22 protein-coding genes and 4 pseudogenes are annotated in these 20768 nt (G+C 34.3%); 7 read left to right on the forward strand and 19 right to left on the reverse strand.

The window, feature by feature from the left end; all coding sequences use genetic code 11:
* Positions 1-41: 41 nt before the first annotated feature.
* Positions 42-902, reverse strand: a complete 861-nt coding sequence (locus LOK41_RS09160; RefSeq protein WP_241816192.1) for a DegV family protein — start codon at positions 900-902, stop codon at positions 42-44.
* 221 nt (positions 903-1123) lie between these two features.
* Here LOK41_RS09160 and LOK41_RS09165 point away from each other — a divergent pair.
* Positions 1124-1554 (forward strand): annotated as a pseudogene (locus LOK41_RS09165) (GNAT family N-acetyltransferase).
* 101 nt (positions 1555-1655) lie between these two features.
* On the opposite strand, the gene LOK41_RS09170 reads toward LOK41_RS09165, so the two are convergent.
* On the reverse strand, positions 1656-2054 hold the full coding sequence (locus LOK41_RS09170) for a YxeA family protein (RefSeq protein ID WP_241816193.1): 399 nt from the start codon (positions 2052-2054) through the stop codon (positions 1656-1658).
* 293 nt (positions 2055-2347) lie between these two features.
* Between LOK41_RS09170 and LOK41_RS09175 the strand changes: the two genes are divergently transcribed.
* Positions 2348-2668 carry a hypothetical protein gene (locus LOK41_RS09175; protein WP_001062726.1) on the forward strand — a complete coding sequence of 107 codons (321 nt, stop codon included), beginning with the start codon at positions 2348-2350 and terminating at the stop codon, positions 2666-2668.
* Positions 2669-2725: 57 nt separating this feature from the next.
* Here LOK41_RS09175 and LOK41_RS09180 read toward each other — a convergent pair.
* From LOK41_RS09180 to LOK41_RS09200, 5 genes and pseudogenes are all read right to left on the reverse strand, one after another.
* Positions 2726-3298, reverse strand: a pseudogene (locus LOK41_RS09180) (MFS transporter); the annotation flags it as partial.
* Positions 3299-3404: 106 nt separating this feature from the next.
* Positions 3405-4112: a polymer-forming cytoskeletal protein gene (locus tag LOK41_RS09185; RefSeq protein ID WP_241816194.1), complete on the reverse strand. Its 708-nt coding sequence runs from the start codon at positions 4110-4112 to the stop codon at positions 3405-3407.
* Between the two features lie 24 nt (positions 4113-4136).
* Positions 4137-4847 carry a bactofilin family protein gene (locus LOK41_RS09190; RefSeq protein ID WP_241816195.1) on the reverse strand — a complete coding sequence of 237 codons (711 nt, stop codon included), beginning with the start codon at positions 4845-4847 and terminating at the stop codon, positions 4137-4139.
* Positions 4848-4860: 13 nt separating this feature from the next.
* Complete coding sequence (locus LOK41_RS09195; protein WP_241816196.1) at positions 4861-5484, reverse strand: YhbD family protein; 624 nt, start codon at positions 5482-5484, stop codon at positions 4861-4863.
* A 158-nt stretch (positions 5485-5642) separates the two neighbouring features.
* Positions 5643-7433, reverse strand: a complete 1791-nt coding sequence (locus tag LOK41_RS09200; protein ID WP_241816197.1) for an ABC transporter substrate-binding protein — start codon at positions 7431-7433, stop codon at positions 5643-5645.
* A gap of 48 nt (positions 7434-7481) precedes the next feature.
* On the opposite strand from LOK41_RS09200, the gene LOK41_RS09205 reads away from it, so the two are divergent.
* On the forward strand, positions 7482-8687 hold the full coding sequence (locus LOK41_RS09205; protein ID WP_241816198.1) for an MDR family MFS transporter: 1206 nt from the start codon (positions 7482-7484) through the stop codon (positions 8685-8687).
* A 25-nt stretch (positions 8688-8712) separates the two neighbouring features.
* Here the strand turns inward: LOK41_RS09205 and LOK41_RS09210 are convergent.
* Positions 8713-9405, reverse strand: a pseudogene (locus tag LOK41_RS09210) (YjgB family protein).
* 385 nt (positions 9406-9790) lie between these two features.
* Between LOK41_RS09210 and LOK41_RS09215 the strand changes: the two are divergent.
* Positions 9791-9979: pseudogene (locus LOK41_RS09215) on the forward strand (helix-turn-helix domain-containing protein); the annotation flags it as partial.
* Positions 9980-10024: 45 nt separating this feature from the next.
* On the opposite strand, the gene LOK41_RS09220 reads toward LOK41_RS09215, so the two are convergent.
* The 10 genes from LOK41_RS09220 to LOK41_RS09265 all read right to left on the reverse strand — a co-directional run bounded on the left by LOK41_RS09220 (position 10025) and on the right by LOK41_RS09265 (position 16753).
* A complete protein-coding gene (locus tag LOK41_RS09220) occupies positions 10025-10420 on the reverse strand; it encodes a cytosolic protein (RefSeq protein ID WP_174100535.1) in 396 nt (131 codons plus the stop codon).
* A 102-nt stretch (positions 10421-10522) separates the two neighbouring features.
* The gene (locus LOK41_RS09225; protein WP_241816199.1) at positions 10523-10771 is read right to left on the reverse strand and encodes a GlsB/YeaQ/YmgE family stress response membrane protein; all 249 of its coding nucleotides are present in this window, start codon (positions 10769-10771) and stop codon (positions 10523-10525) included.
* A gap of 195 nt (positions 10772-10966) precedes the next feature.
* Positions 10967-11932 carry a nucleoside hydrolase gene (locus LOK41_RS09230; RefSeq protein ID WP_241816200.1) on the reverse strand — a complete coding sequence of 322 codons (966 nt, stop codon included), beginning with the start codon at positions 11930-11932 and terminating at the stop codon, positions 10967-10969.
* Positions 11933-12063: 131 nt separating this feature from the next.
* Complete coding sequence (locus LOK41_RS09235; protein ID WP_241816201.1) at positions 12064-12789, reverse strand: ABC transporter permease; 726 nt, start codon at positions 12787-12789, stop codon at positions 12064-12066.
* Positions 12786-13514 (reverse strand): ABC transporter ATP-binding protein, encoded by a 729-nt coding sequence (locus LOK41_RS09240; RefSeq protein WP_241816202.1) that lies wholly within the window; start codon positions 13512-13514, stop codon positions 12786-12788. Before LOK41_RS09240 ends, LOK41_RS09235 begins: the two co-directional genes overlap by 4 nt.
* A complete protein-coding gene (locus LOK41_RS09245; protein ID WP_241816203.1) occupies positions 13514-13984 on the reverse strand; it encodes a DUF3021 domain-containing protein in 471 nt (156 codons plus the stop codon). Before LOK41_RS09245 ends, LOK41_RS09240 begins: the two co-directional genes overlap by 1 nt.
* A gap of 12 nt (positions 13985-13996) precedes the next feature.
* On the reverse strand, positions 13997-14437 hold the full coding sequence (locus tag LOK41_RS09250; protein WP_241816204.1) for a LytTR family DNA-binding domain-containing protein: 441 nt from the start codon (positions 14435-14437) through the stop codon (positions 13997-13999).
* 557 nt (positions 14438-14994) lie between these two features.
* Entirely contained in the window at positions 14995-15186 is a 192-nt protein-coding gene (locus LOK41_RS09255; protein ID WP_241816205.1) for a YvzF family protein, read from the reverse strand.
* A gap of 69 nt (positions 15187-15255) precedes the next feature.
* Complete coding sequence (locus LOK41_RS09260) at positions 15256-16041, reverse strand: class I SAM-dependent methyltransferase (RefSeq protein WP_241816206.1); 786 nt, start codon at positions 16039-16041, stop codon at positions 15256-15258.
* 124 nt (positions 16042-16165) lie between these two features.
* Entirely contained in the window at positions 16166-16753 is a 588-nt protein-coding gene (locus LOK41_RS09265; protein ID WP_241816207.1) for a hypothetical protein, read from the reverse strand.
* 231 nt (positions 16754-16984) lie between these two features.
* On the opposite strand from LOK41_RS09265, the gene LOK41_RS09270 reads away from it, so the two are divergent.
* Entirely contained in the window at positions 16985-18187 is a 1203-nt protein-coding gene (locus LOK41_RS09270) for an MFS transporter (RefSeq protein ID WP_241816208.1), read from the forward strand.
* A gap of 32 nt (positions 18188-18219) precedes the next feature.
* Here the strand turns inward: LOK41_RS09270 and pduL are convergent, their stop codons facing one another.
* A complete protein-coding gene (gene pduL / locus LOK41_RS09275; RefSeq protein ID WP_174100542.1) occupies positions 18220-18789 on the reverse strand; it encodes a phosphate propanoyltransferase in 570 nt (189 codons plus the stop codon).
* A 288-nt stretch (positions 18790-19077) separates the two neighbouring features.
* Between pduL and LOK41_RS09280 the strand changes: the two genes are divergently transcribed.
* Positions 19078-20277: an LL-diaminopimelate aminotransferase gene (locus LOK41_RS09280; RefSeq protein WP_241816209.1), complete on the forward strand. Its 1200-nt coding sequence runs from the start codon at positions 19078-19080 to the stop codon at positions 20275-20277.
* Between the two features lie 67 nt (positions 20278-20344).
* Positions 20345-20743, forward strand: a complete 399-nt coding sequence (locus LOK41_RS09285; protein WP_241816269.1) for a 3-hydroxyacyl-ACP dehydratase FabZ family protein — start codon at positions 20345-20347, stop codon at positions 20741-20743.
* The last annotated feature ends 25 nt before the right edge of the window (positions 20744-20768 follow it).

Consider the following 20768-nt stretch of genomic DNA (forward strand, 5'->3'; position numbering starts at 1 on the left):
TACCTGCATAACAAAAAGGATTGATCAAAAAGATCAATCCTTTACCCTACTTTATTTAAGAAGAACAATGTTAGAACGCCTGGTCCTGTATGCGCACCGATTGCTGCTCCAATTGTATTTACAATAAACACGTCACAACCAAATCTTTCCGTGATTAGTGTTTTTAATGCATTCGCAGTTTCTAAATCATCACCATGTGTGATTCCGATTGTTTGCCCCTTCAGTTCTTTACCGCGTTCTTCCATAATATCAACGATTCGGCCTAAAACTTTCTTTCTACCTCTTACTTTTTCAAGCGGTACAAGTTTACCTTCTTCTACATTTAAGATCGGCTTAATATTTAATAAGCCACCGATAAACCCAGCTACTTTACTTAAGCGACCGCCCCTTACAAGATACTGCAAGTCAGCAACTGTAAAAATATGCTCCATATGTTTTGTTAGAAAAGCAATTCGGTTCAAAATTTCTTCTTTTGATGCGCCCTCTTTCGCCATTTTCGCAGCTTCTATTACTACAAGCCCTTGCCCAAGTGAAGCGCATTTTGTATCAATAATTTCTAAATCTAAATCTGCATATGTTTCTTTCACTTCTTCTTTAATAACTACTGAAGATTGATATGTACCTGAAAGTTCAGAGGAAAAAGCTAAATATATACAAGGTGTACCTAGCTTTGCATATGTAACAAATTTTTCTTGGAATGTTTCTAATGATGGCAGCGATGTTTTATACACTTCGCCTTCTCTCATCTTTTGTAACAATTGAGTTGATTCTAATGTTACTCCGTCTAAGTACTCTGTTTCTACTTCATCATATACACGGAGTGGAATTAAATCTATATCGTAAGCTTGCAGCACTTCTTTTGGTAAATCCGCCGCACTATCCGTAATGATTTTAACACTCATTTTTAAACCTCTATTCTATTATAAGTATACTAATATAAGAACAATTACCTTTAAATTATATACGTAAAACAGGAATGAAGAAAGAGAAAGTATTATTAGACTATTCTATGCATGGAATGCCAAGAAATGAACTCCTTTTCAACTTGATTTGTAATGAGATAGCAAGATCATGTTGTTCCCTATATAATGAAAATATCAGAATTTTCCAAGGAGTGTATTGTATGAAAATCAAGTTTGCCTCATTAGAAGATTTAGAATGGATTAATCATCAATATAAAAAAGCTGGATTTGTGCCCAGCGACTTAAAAAAGATAAAGTAGCAATTATAACTTACAACGATGAGAATGCAGGATTAGGACGTTTAGTATATATTGACCAGAATACGATAGAGATGGGCGGTATTTACATACTTCCCAAATACAGAGGTTATAAATTAGCTGGAGACCTCGTTTCTTTTTTAGTACAAGAAGCCAAACAATCAGATGCATCTCATGTATATTGTATCCCTTTTGAAGAACTTGCCGCTTTTTATAAAAAATATGGTTATAAAGAAGTTGATACGGTTCAAGAAACTGTTCATCCTATTATCATAGCTAAATATAAATGGTGTTTACAAGAATATGATAAAAATGTTTTGTTGTTTAAATTATAAGTACTTTTAAATCCAAACTTCATACCATTCTTTGCTTCTTCAAACAAAAAGGCAGCATGTACAATTCATGCTGCCTTTTCATCTATGAACAATCCTATATATTATTTTTTATCCATCTGCTTTAGTGCTTTTTTAGGAATTTCACTTTGTTGGACTTCTTCATATGTTGAAATCCCTTTATATCCCTCGCTATTTGGTTCATCAAATACATACACACGTAAAAAAGCATTTAGCTTTAAGTTTTTATTAGCATCGAACTTAATACTCGTCTTATTTCCATCTTTATCATATGCAATTACGTTATACTCGTAACGCTTCCAAGTCGGATCATCTTTATCTACCTGATACTCTTTTCCGTTCTCCGTAATATGAACATACATTGTATCTTTACCCAATTTTTGCTTCATTTCAGCTAAATCCCAATCAAAACCTACCAAGGCAGTCATTAAAAGACCTAATAATACGAGAAAAGCAATCAAAGTTATTAACAGTTTCTTCATGTTTTAAACCTCTTGTTTTAATAGTATGTAACAACCCGTAAACTATCAGAAAGCTTTTAATTTATTTATCTATTTTCCTTACAAAAGCCTTACACTTTTGTAATAAATTCGAATTGATTTTGAATTAGCAAAGACTTCCTTTCCCTTCACTGAATAGCACTTCTCTTACCCAAACTTTTGGATGGTAATATTATAATTGAGAATGATAACAAGGAAACAATTTCATGTTTCCACCAAAAAGCGTTATAATAAACTGTAGCCTCTACGATTACGTTATAAAGGAGAATGAAACAATGGCTAAAATTAAAGTATACCAAGCAAAAGAAGAACACATGGAAACAGTAAAAGACATTATTGATGTTCAGGAAGAAAACCCGACTGCTGAACATTTACAAACTCTATACACATGTGTATTAGATACTGAAGATATGGCATTGCCTGAATCATATATCGAAGAAGATATTTTAATCGATTCTATTGAAGTAATGGTAAATGTTTCTCAAAATAAAGTAAGAGACCTAGGTACATACGATGTAATTGAAGTTCAAAACAAAGGTAAAAAAACACAAATCTTATTATTAGCGGACGAAGAATACGAAGTAATTGAAGGCTAATTCGTAGAGTTACATACGAAAAACTCCTTTCTAATCTAGAAAGGAGTTTTTCATTCTCTATGCTTTTGATGTCTCTGCTTTTATTTTTTCTTGTTCTTTCTTATATACCATTCTTTCATTCCCCATAAAGAAGATAAATACGAATGCTAGACCGGCTGGAACTAATGCCCATATAAATGTCTGAACAATAGAACTAGAAAGGGCTTCAATAATTTCATCTAATATTTGCGGAGGAATTTGAGATTTTGCACCTTCTGAAAGGATCGCTCTTGAATATCCTAGTACGTTGCTACCCACTCCACTTCCCATGCCTTTAAATGCTTCTTCCAATTTTTCTTGAAAACCTGTTCTTTGAATCATACCAAAGATTGTAATTCCAAGAGTCATTCCTAATGAACGGATAAAGTTACTCGTTGAAGTTGCTGATCCTCGTTGCTTCATACCGAAGTTATGGATTGCAGCCATACTTAATACCGAGAATGAAAAACCTACTCCCAAACCGATAATAATCATATAAATGGTTAACCATACACGGCTTGTTTCTGGTGTTAATGTGCTTAATAAGAACAATCCACCTAACATAATCACAGCTGAAATAATCATGATATTACGGTAGCTTAACTTTGATGATGGTATTATCCATTGATGCCATTAAAGTGCCTAGCAATAAACCGGCAACTACAAAGCCAAGTTTACTATTCTTCGCAACCATGTGTCTTACTCTCCCTCTTAACACTTATATTTGTTTATGTTCTTTTACAACTGATTTTCCTTTTTGATTAAAACTCGTATGATATTCCACAACACTGATTTCACAGCCAGGTCCAATTGTAACATTATTCCCTCTTACTATTTCAGCTATTGTGTGTTCTAAATAAATATCGTCCCCTTCGATAATTGATGTTTGAAGATTGCCAGTATGACTTGTGAAAGAAATAAATCTAGCTTTTTTTCGTACGGTAATCTTTTTACCACCTATTTCTCGCACTTTGCTTCCTTCAAAACAGAGTGTGATTTGAATGTTTTCTGCATTTAATAGACCTTCATTTTCAAGTCCCCCTGTTAGTAATAACTCTTCTACTTCAATGTCCTCCTTAACATGTAAAGCCCCTTTAATATCTACAACATTTCCAGATAATCTGCCTTTGACTTCAAACATACCTCTCACTTTCATCTTCTCAACGTGGCCATTACCTTGTACTTGCGCATTCCCATACACTTTCACATATTCTGCCTGTATATTTCCTTCTACTTCACTTTCTCCATAGACGACATAATTTTTTGCCTTCATATCACCGCAAACATCACTCGTTCCATACGTCTTAAATTCATTACAACTAACATGGTTAGAAATCGTTCCTTCACCACGGATTTTCACTTTATTATAAGCTCCGCCTGCTGAACTACCTGATCCGTTCACAGTGAGACTATGCTGATTTTTCATATCTATTCCTCACTTCCCCCAAAATTAAACTTGCTGAATTTCTTTTACTTTCGCATTTTTATCCACATGAAGAACTCCTGTATATTCAATCAGTCCAATCTCGCAATTTAGTCCTACCGTAACATTGTTACCTCTTACTGTTTTGATTTGTACGTGATCAATATCAATATTGTCACCTTCTAACAATTCAGCTTCTAAATGCGAACCAAACACGGTGTTAAAAAGTCTACTAAATGCTGTTTCTCTATGCCTTACTTTAATTGTTTGACCACCTATTTCTTTTGCTCTACATGTACCGTGAATATCGATGTCAATTTCATCTGCGCTTAGTAAGCCTCCAATTGTAAACTGCCCTTCCGACGAAAAGATATCTACTTCACAATTACCGTCAATAGTCGCTTGCCCCCGGATTTTAAGCTCTTCACCTTTCAAAGTACCACCAATTGTTCCTTTACCAGCAATTTTTAAATTGTTAGCCGTTACATCTTTTGTAATCGTTGCTTTTCCATCAATTCGCATATTTTCAGCGCTTACTGTACCGTCAACTTTACCAGACCCACTAATTTTTACGCTCTTGCTTTTCAAATTACCATTTACACTACCAGAACCGTTACATTCAAAGCTGTCACATTCAACATCACCGTTCACAGTTCCTTTTCCGTTTAATTGTACTTTATGAAATTCCCCACCATTAGAAGAACCGTAACCATTTATAATTAATTTTTCTAATCGCATCATTTTTCCCCCACTACAATAGTTTTGATTTTAACGCTTCTGTATATTGCATGATTGCTAAACGTACGACTATCTTCGTTCCTTTTTCAAAAAGTAAGTCATCTACATTTGAAACTAAGAAACATGTAGAAACACCAAGCTTTCGAACCACAACTAATTCGCTATTCTTTTGTTTCATGATTTCATAATGTTCGTGAAGTACTTGCAGTATCATCTTGCCTTCTTCCAAGCTAATTTCTCCAGATTGAAGCAATTCTTCTAAAATAAATATATAAAGAATATCAGCAAACTGAAATTCTGCCTGTTTATTCGTTTGTTCTATAAAAAATTGCACAACCGGTTCTGAAGCAATTCCCTTTCGGATGACGTCTTCTTTCGTTAAAGAAATCTCAGATACACTTGGTGAAAACATATTTGCTAGTTCATCAAGTGATAAATCTTCTTTCATCGTTTGAATTTTATCAATGCGCTCTAATATCTTTTCTTTCGGAAAAAATGTTTCTTGCCCTGTAAAAGTTGATTTTCTCACAAACCAATCTTCCGGTATTAAATTCTTTCGTTTCCACCTATATAATTGCCCGTATGAAATACCAGTCAGTTCCAATAAATCTTTTTTTGAAATTAAATCTGTACTCAACTGTATAACACTCCTTCCTAATATTAATGTAACATAACACTGTTACATTGTGAGTGGACGTTTATAAAAATATGCGTAACAATGTTCAAAGTCAAACTTTTATTCCATACAAAAAGGCCCTTTCGTACTCCATTAAATACCGAAAGAGCCCTTTTATATCAAGGTTTAAACCATATATTATAAAAATCAATCCAGCCTTGAGAGTTAATTCTTATATTTTGTACTTTTTCATGTGTACTTATGTGTTGTTTATTATGATATAAAGGAATAATATGAATGTTACGTAACAATGTGTCCTCCATATCGCGTAACAATGCCATTCGATTTTCTAAATTAGGTTCAATAAAGTACGCATGTAATTGTTCATAAAAGTCTAGAGAGCTATGCTGATTTATAAAACTATTTTTCGCAAGAAACATTTGTAGAAAACTTAGTTCTATTTGTTCACTAATTGTCGCACTATCATGAATTAAATCCGCTTGTTCCATTGTTTCCACTCGTAATAATTCCAGTGCATCAAGAAAATGTATTTCAATTGTAATTCCGTACTTTGCACATTCTTTTTGAATCCACTTAGAATCTTCCACATGATCTTGTTCTTTAAACGTATACAAGTATAATACTTCGCCACTATATTCGCCCTTTTGTAGAAGAGTGTCCACATCCTCATTTATGCTCCAAGTTGCACGATTTCCTAGTAATAATTCATCTGCTCCCTCACCGCGTTCTCCCTCTAACTCGTCTATTATTTTATTACTATGAATTATTCTATATAATGCTTGCCTAAATGTACTATTTTGCAAAGGTCCTTGTTTTTTAGTATTTAACGTAACATACGTTACGTTAGATTCCATTTTAGAAAGTTCTTTATGAGGGTTCTCTATCTCTTTATGCTCAGCTTTCATTGAAACGTCATACTCATCCGTACTTTTCGGTACATTCCAAAGTTCAATTCGATCAAGAAAGGGGCGTTCACGAAAGTATGAATTATGTGCTTCTAATACAAAGATAGAATCGTTATTTTCACGTAGTTTAAATGGCCCTGTTCCACTTACATTCCCTTCTTCATCTTCCGTTACAATAGAACACTGTTCTGTACCTAAAATATGTAATAACAACTTATTTTCTGTATGTAAGTAAACCTCCACAATATGTTCATTTACGATATGGATTCTTCCAACATGTTGCAACATCCACAAGTACGGATTATCCTCCGTATTCATAAATCTATTGAATGAGTAGGCAACATCATGAGCTGTGAAACGTTTACCGTTATGAAATTGCACACCTTTACGCAAATAAAAAGTCCACATTTTTTGGTCGTCATTATACTCCCAATGAAACGCAAGTCTCGGCTCTATTACATTGGTACTCTCGTTCGCATATACAAGCGTGTCGTAAACATGTTTCACCATATGACATTCTGAACGCATTGTAGCATATATAGGATCCAAAAGAATCTTCGGACGCATTTCAACTTGTAAACGAAGTACATCTTGTCTACCTTGATTCGTCATTTCAATTTGATAACCAAATATTGAATTTATCCAAGTTTGGAATTGTTTTTGCAACATTGGAAAATACTCCATATATTGTTCAACAAATTCTTTTCCGCCCTTTACATCCCCCTGTTTCGTTATTTCTTTCCCCTTTTCTAAAATTAAGGAAGTTGGATCTTTTTGAAACGATACCTTTGATCGATTCCCTCTCCCGCGTCCTGGAGACCAACAAACCCATCCTAGCTCTTCTAATTTTTTTATAATAAATTTACTGTTTCTATCCGTACAAAACAATGTTTCAGATATATTTTGTAATGTTATTTCTATTTTTTCTCCCTCTGGTATCCCTTTTCCATACCGGATCCAAAGCTGAACGTACTGATCTAGAATAACCATATTCATCCCCCTAAAAGGTGAAAAATCCCACTCTTTCATTCTACCCTTTTTCATTCCTTGCTTCTATCTTAAGATTTCCATATAGAAAGGAGGAAATAAAGAATGAATCATCTTATAAAACGTTATAGTAAACCGATTTGGATTCGACTACTAGGTGAATTGTTAACAAGAACAACTGAGGCGATGTTAGCGATAATTTTTATTGTACATGTGAATAAAGCTTTAGAAGGAAATGTCATCTTGACGATGCTTCTCTTTGGCTTGCAACCTCTTTCTGATATTGTGTTCACAATCATTGCTGGAGGTGTAACAGATCGCTATGGCAGAAAGAAAATTATGTTACTTGGATTATTCATCCAAGCAATTGCAATAGGCGGATTTGTTTTTGCTGCATCAGTACCCTTTTTCACTTTGCTATATGTACTAAATGGTATCGGCCGCTCCTTATATATTCCTGCTCAGCGTGCTCAAATTGCAGACTTAACTGCGCCAGAGCAACAAGCAGAAATATTTGCTGTTCTTCAATCAGTGGGAGCAGTCGGAGCTGTAATTGGTCCGTTCATTAGCGCCTTTATTTATGATAGTCACCCTGAATACTTATTTATGATTCAAGCTGTGACTCTCCTGCTATATGCCATTCTCGTATGGACGCAGCTTCCCGAAACAGCACCGAACATTCAAACAGCTCAAAAATCAGCACAAGTCACAACAAGGAAAGAATTTATTTTTAAGCATTATGCTGTATTTGGACTTATGATATCTACTCTTCCGATTAGCTTTTTCTATGCGCAAACTGAAACGAATTATCGTGTATTTGCAGAGAATATATTTCCGAATTTCTTATTCGTGCTCGCATTCATTTCAACTTGTAGAGCAATTATGGAAATCCTGCTACAAGTCGGTCTCGTCAAATGGTCTGAACGATTTTCCATGCCAAAAATAATCGTTATTTCATATATTTTTTATACATTGGCAGCCATCGGTTATGGTTATTCCACAACATTATGGTCACTCTTCTTTACATTACTTTTCCTTACAATTGGGGAAAGCATTGCTTTAAATCATTTACTCCGTTTTGTTTCAGGAATCGCACCAAGTCATATGCGTGGATTGTATTTTTCTATTTACGGGATACACTGGGACATTTCTCGAACATGCGGTCCAGTTATTGGAGCAATGATATTAGGTCATGTAAACGGCAGTACCCTATTTTATATTTGTGCCTGCTTATTAATCATTGGTGGAATCATACAAACTTATTTTGTTTCTTCCGTAGAACGTAACAAAGCAAAAGAGCTGTCTTTATAAAGACAGCTCTTTCTTCTTCCCTTGGCTAACCAGCCATATTATTAATACTATCCCCTGGAGAGAATACAGAAATATGATTGACTTTTCCAGTAGAACTCGGTATAACAAACTTCAGTTCAAATTGGTCATTCACTTTATAAATATATATTTTGTCATTGCCATTTACTTTAACTGACATCGGTTTCCCTAAAACTTTTTCAATGTCCTGTAAAGTAATTGTGTGAAGGTCTGAATGGTTGGAACGAACATCAAAAATTTAAGATCCTTTATTAAACCCAATAACAACCTTTTTACTTGTATAAGTAGAATGCATCCCTTTACCTGCTGGTTCAGTTTTATCAGCTTTCCCCCATACCTTTTCAACGTCTTCAATATCACCTGTATGTGCAGCAAATGCAACATTTGGTACTTTTCCTTGTTTAGCTTGTTCTAATATATTTTTAATTTGATTACTTATTTTAGGATCTATAGATGAATTAGGTGGATTGGGCTTTGGTTTAGAATCTGTTGATGAACTCCCTGAATCCTTGGATGGATTTAAAGAAGGTTTTTCATTTTTCTTTTCAACTGAATCAGCAGAAGAATCCGGTTCCACTTCAGAATTCTTCTCAGGTGTTTGCGTAGTTGATTTCTGTTCATCAGAATCCTTGCAAGCTGTTAGCGCTAGCATACATGTTAATACAAGAAAGCGCATTATCAGTTTCATACAAGCTTTCATACTTGCATCCTCCTAAATTATAATCCATCACACTACATTTCAACGTAAATCCATATCCTTTTACATCTGAAAAATCCTTCAACTTATATCCCACTTCTCTCCTGAATCAATTTAATCCTTCATATAATGAAAAGTTAACTGAGGGAGATGGCTCTATGCACTACTGATTATTAGCTCATCCCCATCATGATTTTATTTATCTTTATATGGTATATGCATTTTTTATTCTTACTTTCTTCCTTAAAACATATCTTTTTATTTGTTATACTGAATATATGATGGGAATTTTTTACTGGGTTAGATAACTATTTTTCTCACTTTAAAGGAGGGGTATAATGAATAAAGCAATTGACATACAATATATATGTCATTTAATATATCAAACCCTTTAAGTGAGTACGTTCAAAGAGAACGGGTAGAAGAAGCTAAAAAATTATTAACTTTGACTACATATCCTTTATCCGAAATCTGTACTTGGCTTAACTTTAATGATCAAAGTTATTTCACAAGAATTTTCAAGAAATTCACTGATACCACACCTAAACAATATCGTCAAAAATATGCTGTATTGTAATAATTAAAAAAGCTGCCCTATTAAAGGGCAGCTCCAAATATGTAGTTATACTTCAATACTTTTTCCATCTTCAACGATATGGTAAAGTAAGTGTGCTAAATGATGAATCGGACCATTTTCTTCCTCTTCTTCATCTGTTTCACCTTGGAATTCAAGGTCATTTAAGTACAGCGCTAAAAATTGATAGAATAATTTCAAATCAAATCCGTAGCAAGCACTTGGCTCTTCATGATCTCCTTCATATTGCAACATTAAGTATTGCTCGTTTCCTTCTGCATCTTCTGCATCAAAGAATACAAAGAAACCGACATTTGTATCTAAATCAAATAGATGACGAGTACCATTCTCTGTTGCTTTATTAAAATCCTCTTCACTTAACTTATGTACTGTTGTTGCTTTTGCATTGTCTTCTTGATGAAAGTTTACTGTAAATGATTTCAATGCTGACACCTCCTACCTCCTGATTGTATATCAGTAGCATAACAGATTAGGACAAATAATACAAAAATGGATCGCTGACAATTTTCAGCGATCCACCTAATTTCACTTTCGCAATGCACGGAGTAATAGGCTAACAATGAAAATTAAAGCAATGGCACCAATTAACGCTGGAATAATTGCATACCCTCCAATAACCGGTCCAAACGTCCCCAATAACGATGTTCCAAGCCAAGAACCGATAATTCCAGCAATAATATTTCCAATTACACCACCAGGTATATCTTTACCAACAATTAAACTTGCTAGCCACCCTAAAATACCTCCGACAATTAAAGACCATATAAACGCCATATCATTACCTCCTTCATTTTACAAAATAGAAAAATAATAACTATAAATTATTGCTTATCATTAGTTATGTTACTTTCTTTGATAGGTTATACTTTAAATTCCACGTAGTTCCTTTTATACGATTGAACTCCTACAGTTTTTACCTATTCAAAATAAATTCCAGATTATTCATCAACGATCTGGTAGCTCTATTTTCTATGAACAATCCGGTTTCAACATTGTTTTCATAAATTCTCTTTTAAACGCTTGATAATTAAAATCAACAGCAATCCTTTGTACAGGTCTATTGTTAAATTTTTTCAGTTTAGCAATTTTTCTAAAATCAGCTACACTTTGTCCTCTAGTTTCATCATTTGTTGTACTTATCCATATAGCAGACTTCTTATATTCAAAGATACTATCATTGATTAATGAGATAAATGGTAATAAATCATGAATCGGACTTCCACCAATTCCAGGGCATTCTTTTTTATAAAAGTTCTCATAATAAAAATCAATCATTGGCTTAATTAGTTTTGCTTGCTCTGTTCCCTTTTGATGAATAATATTTACCATTTGAGGAGTAATAAGTGCTCGCTGCGTTACATTTAACGGATATACACTAACATTCTTGGCATATTTCATGACAATATTAGTCGCAATGGGATCACCATAAAAGTTAGCTTCTGAAACAGGAGTAACATTACCTGGAAATAAAAATGCACCGCCCATTATATAATAAGAACATACTTGGTCCATTACATCTGGATACAAAAGAAATAGTGTCGCAAGTGAAGTTAAACGTCCTGTCGCCACAATAATAATATCTTCTGGACATTGTTCAATAAGCTTAATGACTTCGCAAAAGTTTTCTCTTTCCGGCCCTCTCATTTTCGGTGGAATAATTGATCCCAAACCGTGATCTCCATGGATTTCTGGAAAAAACAAAGGATCTTCCGCCGTCATTGGCCGACTTGCTCCTTTTATTATTTTTACCTTCGTAGCATAGTATTTCTCTAAAAAATAAACGTTTTCAATTACACTTTCTCTTGATACATTACCATAATCTGCTACAACCCCTAGGATATCAATATTACATGTTTTATCAGCATAAATTAAAGCAACCGCATCATCGATACCAAAGTCTCCAAAAAAGATTATTTTTTTATTTACTCCTCTCACCCTCCTCGCCATATTCTACTATTATTATTATGTGGAAAAGACAAGGTGGTGAAACAGTTTAAAAGAAAAAACCACCTATTTATTAGTGGCAATATAGAGAGTATAAAATTGTTTATATTTTATTACTTTATTTAACTTTTCATTTTTCTCTTAAATCCCCACACAGCAATTACGAGAATAATAATCGTATAGCCAATTATCCATACTAAAGGTACGACAAGATTACTGTACTCACCAGTTAAAGCAAATCGCGTAGCATCAACCGCATGAACAAATGGCAATGCATAACCGATTGTTTTAAACGTACCCCCAATCATATCTAGCTTAAACCAAGTGCCACTTAACCATGTTGTAAGATTGACGAAAATTGCAAAAATCCCGCCAACTTGCTTATCTGTAAAATGCGTTCCAAGTAGTAGGCCAAATCCAATATAAAGCATTGCAATGATAATGAGTATAAAAGCGGCAACTAGCACATTCGTATTAAAAGATAAGCCTAAGAAAAATGCTGAAATAAAGCAAATAACTATTTGAAGAATTGCAACCGGTAGCAGTGGAAGAGCGTACCCATTAATATAATCAGACGCAGACATAGGGGAAGCAAAAATCCGCATTAAAAACGAACTGCTCTTATCCTTACCAATCAGCATCCCTGAAAATAACGTTATAAAAGAAAAACTAAAAACGATTACACCTGGCGTTAAGTTTTCTATATTATAAAGGTCAAAAGGCATATTTTTCTGCATGATTGAAAAAAGACACATAATAATAACCGGCAGTACAATCCCAAAAAGAAGTGTAAGAGGATCTCGTAAAATCTCCTTACGATTGCGCGAAGCAAATGCTAAGCATCTCATAGTCCGTCCCCCTCTTCAGTTAATGAAAGGAAAATACCTTCTAAAGATGATTGTCCCGTATTTTCTTTTAATTCATTAATCGTTCCAAGTGCATGCAATTTACCACCATGCATAATGCCGACGCAATCAGCAAGTGCTTCTACTTCTTCTAGATAGTGTGTGGTTAAAATAATCGTGATTTTCCCCTTTAATTCAAGTAGCGTCTTCCATAGATCATATCTAGCACGGATATCCAGACCAAGTGTTGGCTCATCTAAAAAAATGATTTTGGGAGATGAAATAAGTGCCATCGCAATGCTTAACCGGCGCTGCATCCCACCCGATAATGTTTTTGCTTTATTTTTCGCTCGATTTGAAAGTCCAAACTTTGTCATCATTTCCACCGCTTTTTGCTTAGCCTCTTGCTTATTGCTTCCATAGATACTCGCGATAAATTCTAGATTTTCTTTTACAGAAAGATTCGGAGCTACCGCAGTTTCTTGTGGTGAAATGTTTATTTTTTCTTTTACTGCCGTAGGCTTTTTGACGATACTATCTCCTAACATCAAGGCATCACCACTTGTAGGTGTAAGTAAGCAACTAAGCATTTTAATAGTTGTTGTTTTTCCGGCAGCATTTTGTCCTAAAAGTGAAAAAAACTCACCCGTCTTAATCGTCAGTGAAAGATCGTCGACAGCTGTGCGCTCTTTAAATTTTTTCGTTAGATTTTTTATATCAATGGCCATTATTCATCACTTCTTCCTTCAAATTTCCTTGATTGAATCGCAGCATTAATTTGTTTAATATCATTTTTTGAAATCATGTATTGAATAGCCCATGTGATGAGATATGTACCTAAAAAACTAATAAAAAAAATCAGTGTGCCTTTAGTTGTTTTTGGCATCCAAAGTAACGTTACAATCGGCACCCATACTAGTACTGTTATACAAAAATGAACGATGTATTGTTTTAGTAGACTCCACTTCACTATGTCAAAAACTAGCGCACTTGTAGCAAATGTGACCCCAATAATCCCTGTTAACAGTATTTGTACCATAACAGCGTACATCTCACTTGCAAATAAAGAACGAAACTGATCAACAACTGGCATATATTCTCCTTGACCTAATGTGAGCGAAATAAGGAGTTGCACAATTTGTCCAATAATCACACCGATAACAAAACCACCAACAACTCGACTAAGTAAATTTTTCATGACAATTTCACCTCATATTCCAAACAGTTTCTTAATTTTTGAAACATAGCGTCGAGAAGCATACGTTTTGATATTCCCTGTTAATGACACGCCAATTGTTCCTGTCATGCTAATATCCATATTCGTAATCATTTTAATGTTAACAATCTCTGAATTTGAAATACGAACGAAAAATTGACTATTTAGTTTCTCTTCCAGTTCATATAATCTTGAGCGAACGGTATAAATACCAGCAGCAGTTTGGAGAAATACCTTCTGTTTCTCTGTATAGATTCTCATGATATCTTTGCATTCAATAATCTCAACACCTCTTTCTGAAAACACAGCTAACGAATCCATATGAGTCTCCGACAGCCGCTTCATAATATCAGATATCTCATCTGTCATTTTATCCGTTAGAATGATAATTTTCGGTTCTTTATAAGATGGATCAATCGACACTTCAAACTTCACTTCACCACTTCCCTTTCACTCGCTCTAAATATAAAAGCTATTTAAGTTACTGTAAATGGATTTTCGATAATCGGTCATTTTCACACGATAACTGGTCGAAAGACGAATGTAACAATTAGATATTCCAGGAATGCATTCTCTCTTTACCATAAAGTGAAACTTTAATCAGTGGGGGTTTTCTTCATCCCCCATTGATTATTAGCACTCACCAATCGGGCTTTTACGGGCAGTTGATCTCTCACCTAACTTCTTTGCTTTTGCTGAATTTTGAGATGGGAGTCTTACTACCCGTTAATGCGGGATAAATAGGCACACAAAAGCAGACCCTTTGTGTGCTAATTCAACCTATGTATTTCTAAACAAAAATCAATTTATTAAATTATCTTTCTGTATAGATATATAACTTATATCAAGACGGTCTAAATATTCGAAATACGATTTTTACTAAAAAGCTCACCTCTGTTAATCAAAAAACTTTTTACATTTCTATTATACATGAATAGAAAAAACGACACTGTCTCTTGTGTCGTTTTGCCTTCTATAATGAAACAATTTTATTATTTGTGAACAGCAGCTTCCACCTTTTTATACGACAAATATGCTAATACATTCTTACTCGTATCATACTTTGGATTGTTTCCTTTTCTGGGCTCCCTAACATGTGTCTTTTCAAATCCAGGAATTTCAGGCATGTTCTCCAAAAATTCAACAATCTCTTTTTCAGTTCCCTCGATACGTACACGAATCATGATGACTACTCCTTAATTCTCGTTTTCTCTGTAATAAGTATAACGTACTCGGGAAAGACTGCAAGATAATTATCTTTTTAAAGTTGAACTTTTTTGGCAAACAAAGAGTGCCATCTCAGTATAAAACGATTCTACTTTATTTTGTTCAATATGAATTTTGAAAAACTCCTTCATTTCATTTGAAGTTTTCATCATACAGTCTGTTAACTTTGATCGCGTTTGTTGTGGCATATTCATCATATTGCACCACCACTCAAAATTAAATTGTTTCTCAAATGTGAGACATGATTGCATTTGTAAACCTTGCTTTTCTAATAATGAAATCCATTCGTTTTTTTTCAGTGCCCTTTGATGACTCGGATCACGTTTCTTTTCCATAAAATTATAAAATGTATCATATTCTTGATTTTCTGGTGAAACGTTATCAATTAAGATAAAAAGTCCCTTTTCTTCTAACGTGCGATGTACTTCAAAAATAAATTGTGAAGGATTTGAGAAATGATGCGCTGCAATACGACACACAATTGTATCAAACGATTCATTAGAAAATGGTAAATCCTCTGCATTTCCAGCTACAAATGAAACATGATCATGCCCATTAGCATGAATGAATTCTTTTGCTTTCTCCAACATTTGTTCCGTTAAATCAAGAGCGACTACACTTTTGAATAATGGCGCTAGCGTATTCGCTACATGTCCACCACCTGTAGCGATATCAAGAAGACGAGTGTTTTTATGATTTTGCACTTGCTGAACTAAATATTGTAAATCTGATCCTTTTGCATGAATTTGACTTTTAACATACTTTTCAGCATTACTACCAAACTGAGTCTTTATAAGTTCTTCATTACTCATTCTGGATCATCTTCTTTCTACATATATTTACATATTCTTTTCAGCAAGAATATATAAATATCCTCTTTTAACTACATTCTGAAGAAATCTTTCACAAAGAAATTTCCCTTTATTCCTTCGATATTCAATGGACCAAGACTTCCATTCTATTCTCACTTTTTTCTCGTTTTATATATTCACATACATTTGTACGATATACTTGCACGGTACAAGGAAGCGACAATATGAATACTTTGTTTACCATATTTTCTTCATACTCATCCATCCATTCCTTTGCCTCTACACAGTGATTCAAAATCAATGTATAGAAACTCCTAAATTCCATTTCTGTTTTATTCACTCCTATTTCTCTAAGCAATTCTTTACATAATAACGAGCGTCTATTAATAAAATGAGGAAAGTAATATGCATAAATCATTTCACGGCACTTTTCTCTAATCATTTCTTCAAATTTCATATGATATATTTCACTCCCTACATAGAACGCCCCTCTCATTCCCCCACTATACTCCCGTAAAAAATCTTCAATTGTATGATACGTATAATCTTCGTGTGTTTGATTCATATGTACCAAAACACCACTAGAATTCACAATATATTTAGGGGCTGTTATGTAATAATAGACAACCCAAAAACAAAGTTTTTCTATTATTTCCTCTTCTTGTTCCTGTAAAAACTGATCAAGCAATTTCTTGAAAAATTGTTGTATCATCAACTCGCCTCCCCTCATACATTTTAAATTTATCCCCATTTACTTTCCAATGTGTAAAATTTGTTTTTAACCCTACAAAAGCAAATTTTTATCTAAATCAAAAAGATTGAACTTTGATTATCAAACACGTAATATAGACTCTGACTCTAAAAAATAATGATTAACATTTAGGAATGACAAGGAGGATTTATATACGATTTTTCCTAATTTATAAGACGGAGAGGTTTTGTTATGTGGCGTAATAGAAATGTCTGGATTGTTCTTATCGGTGAATTTATTGCCGGACTCGGTTTGTGGCTTGGGATTCTTGGCAATCTAGAATTTATGCAGAAGTATGTACCTTCTGATTTTATGAAATCAGTCATTTTATTTATTGGATTATTAGCAGGTGTTCTAGTTGGACCTATGGCAGGACGAGTAATTGATCAATATGAAAAAAAGAAGGTTCTCCTTTACGCAGGCTTTGGCCGTGTTATCAGTGTGATTTTTATGTTCTTCGCTATTCAATATGAGAGTATCGCCTTTATGATTGCATTTATGATCGCCATTCAAATTTCGGCGGCCTTTTATTTCCCTGCTTTGCAGTCTGTGATCCCACTTATCGTTCGTGAGCATGAATTATTACAGATGAACGGTGTACATATGAATATCGGAACAATTGCTCGTATTGCTGGAACCTCCCTAGGCGGTGTTCTTCTTGTAGTGATGAGCTTACAGTATATGTACGCATTTTCAATGGCTGCCTACGCTTTATTATTCCTTTCGACTTTTTTCCTACAATTTGAGGATCGAAAATCAAATATATCAAGTAACAAAGCAGCGAAAGATAATAGTTTTATGGAAGTATTCAGGATATTAAAAGGGATCCCAGTAGCATTCCGTGCACTTATTTTAAGCATTATCCCCCTTTTATTTATCGCAGGTTTCAATTTAATGGTAATTAATATTAGCGAAATGCAACATGATCCTACAATAAAGGGATTTATTTATACAATTGAAGGGATAGCATTTATGTTAGGAGCCTTCGTTATTAAACGTTTATCCGAGCATTTCCCACCAGAAAAATTACTTTATTTCTTCGCCTTTTGTACTGCTGTTGCGCACCTCTCACTATTCTTTAGTGATGTAAAATGGATGGCACTTACATCGTTTGGTCTGTTTGGATTTAGTGTTGGCTGTTTCTTCCCGATTATGTCGACAATCTTCCAAACAAAAGTTGAAAAAAGTTACCACGGCCGGTTGTTCTCATTCCGTAATATGTTTGAAAGAGTTATGTTCCAAATTGTCTTACTTGGAACAGGTTTTTTCCTAGATACAATCGGGTTACAATATATGGTTCTTATCTTTGGTGTGATTTCGTTACTTATTATTGTTATGTCTCTATCAAAACAAAAACAAGCAAGTAAAAATGCTTCTCAAGTATCGAACATGTAAAATCCATCTCAACATTGAGATGGATTTTTCCTTTATTGTAAGAGTTGACCTAAGTCTCCGGTTGTTACATTCCCGCTATTGGCTTCATCGGTATCAATATGCATATCTAATGCGTACGTATCTTTTACACGAATTAATACTTGATTAAAAACCAATCCTCTGTCTCCTTCTACTTTAACACTTACATATTGTCCATCTTTTACTTGAAATTCCTCAGCATCTTGAGACGTCATATGGATATGACGCTCAGCGATGATTACACCTTTTTCAATTTTTAAAGATCCCTTTGGACCAATGAGAGTAATCCCTGGTGTTCCATCAATATTGCCTGATGCTCGAATCGGAGCATCTACTCCTAACTTACGTGCATCTGTTTTTGAAATTTCAACCTGTGTAAACTTCCGGATAGGACCAAGAATACGGACTTTCGAGATTTCCGCCTTTTCAGTCTGAATCGTTACTGTTTCTTTTGCTGCAAATTCTCCTGGTTGTGAAAGTTCTTTTGCAACCGTTAGCTCATACCCTTCCCCAAAAAGTTTTTCTAAATCTTCGTTTGTCACATGGATATGCCGATTTGATACACCAATTGGAATTTGTTTCATGTTTATCTCTCCTTTTTTCGATTTACAATTCATATTCTTTCCTAGTTTGTAAGTTTAGTTACACATTTTTTTACTAAAGGCAAAATCACGCGATGTACATATGAACATTTGCTATTTTAAAAATTTCTTCAGCACCTCAATTCCTACATAAAAATTAAGTAAGTGAACTTTTAATTTAAGACATGAATTTATATTTTCATGAAAAAGTGGTAAAATGGTAATACGTTTGTTTTTTTCAGAATTATAAAAACAAATATAATACTAGCAGTTTTTTATAGGGGGAGTTTCATGACTTACACATTAGCAACTAGAATGAAAGCATTTCAATCTTCTATATTTAGTGAATTAGCAGCTTATAAAAAAGAAAAAATTGCAGCAGGTCATCAAATGATCGATTTAAGTATTGGCAATCCCGATATGCCTCCTGCTGATATTGTAAAAGACGCTATGGTACATACAGCAAATAGAAAAGAAAGTTATGGTTATACATTAACAGGTATTCAAGAATTTCACGAATCAGTAACTGAATATTACGATAACAATCACGATGTTACATTAGATCCAAACAATGAAGTTTTATTATTGATGGGTTCTCAAGATGGACTTGTTCACTTACCTATGGTTTTTGCAAACCCAGGCGATCTTATTTTAGTACCTGACCCTGGTTATACAGCCTATGAAACTGGCATTCAAATGGCAGGCGCAAAACCTTATTTCATGCCTTTAAAGAAGGAAAATGACTTTTTACCTAATTTACAAGATATTCCTGAGGAAATTGCCACACAAGCAAAAATGATGATATTAAACTTCCCTGGAAATCCAGTTCCAGCAATGGCACATGAAGATTTCTTCAAAGAAGTAATTGCATTCGCAAAACAGCATCATATTATTGTTGTACACGATTTTGCCTATGCTGAATTTTATTACGATGGAAAAAAACCAATCAGTTTCTTATCTGTTCCTGGAGCAAAAGAAGTTGGCGTGGAAATTAATTCCTTATCCAAAAGCTATAGCCTAGCAGGTAGTCGCATTGGTTATATGATTGGAAATGAAGAAATTGTAGGTGCACTAGCGCAATTTAAATCAAATACAGATTACGGCGTATTCTTGCCAATTCAAAAAGCAGCATCAGTTGCTTTGCGTCAAGGCGCTGATTTCTGCGCCAAAAACCGCATCGTTTACCAAGAACGCAGAGATACTTTAGTGGACGGATTTGCTTCTTTCGGATGGCACGTCGATAAACCAGCTGGTAGTATGTTCATATGGGCTGAAATACCAAAGGGTTGGACTTCATTACAATTTGCTTATGCATTAATGGATCGTGCAAATGTCGTTGTAACTCCTGGTCACGCATTCGGGCCACATGGTGAAGGATTCGTTCGTATCGCACTTGTTCAAGATAAAAAAGCATTACAACAAGTTGTTGAAAATATTAAAAATAGCGGTATTTTCTCTCAAGAAAAAACAGAAGCTTTAGTCGAAAATTAATGATAAATCCCCTGCTTCCTGTAAGTTGGGGATTTATCATTTAAAATTGGAGGTCTTTATAAATACGATAAATATTACCGATACACTTCCTCATCGCTACCCATTTTTAATGATTGATAGAATCACAGAAATTGAAGACGGAAAATCAGTGAAAGGATATAAATTAATCACAAGTAATGAATGGTTTATAAATGAGAATCAAAACAATATGCCTCACATGCTAATTGTAGAGGCACTTGCACAGCTTGGAGCATTCGTAGGAACAAGTGAGTCGAACGGATTAGGATTTCTCTCCTCATTAGACGGTGTAACATTTAATGGCACTGCTATACCTGGTGATAAGCTAGATTTACAATATGAAGTTTTGCGGAATAAACGAGGGTTTATTCTCGGAAAAGGAATCGCCTCTGTAAATGGTGAACCAATTGTTATAGTTGAGAAGTTATTAGTTTACATCAGTAAATAAAGAGTCAATGATATATATTTATTTC

It is taken from the genome of Bacillus sp. TL12, assembly GCF_022625245.1.
In the GTDB taxonomy this organism is placed as follows: domain Bacteria; phylum Bacillota; class Bacilli; order Bacillales; family Bacillaceae_G; genus Bacillus_A.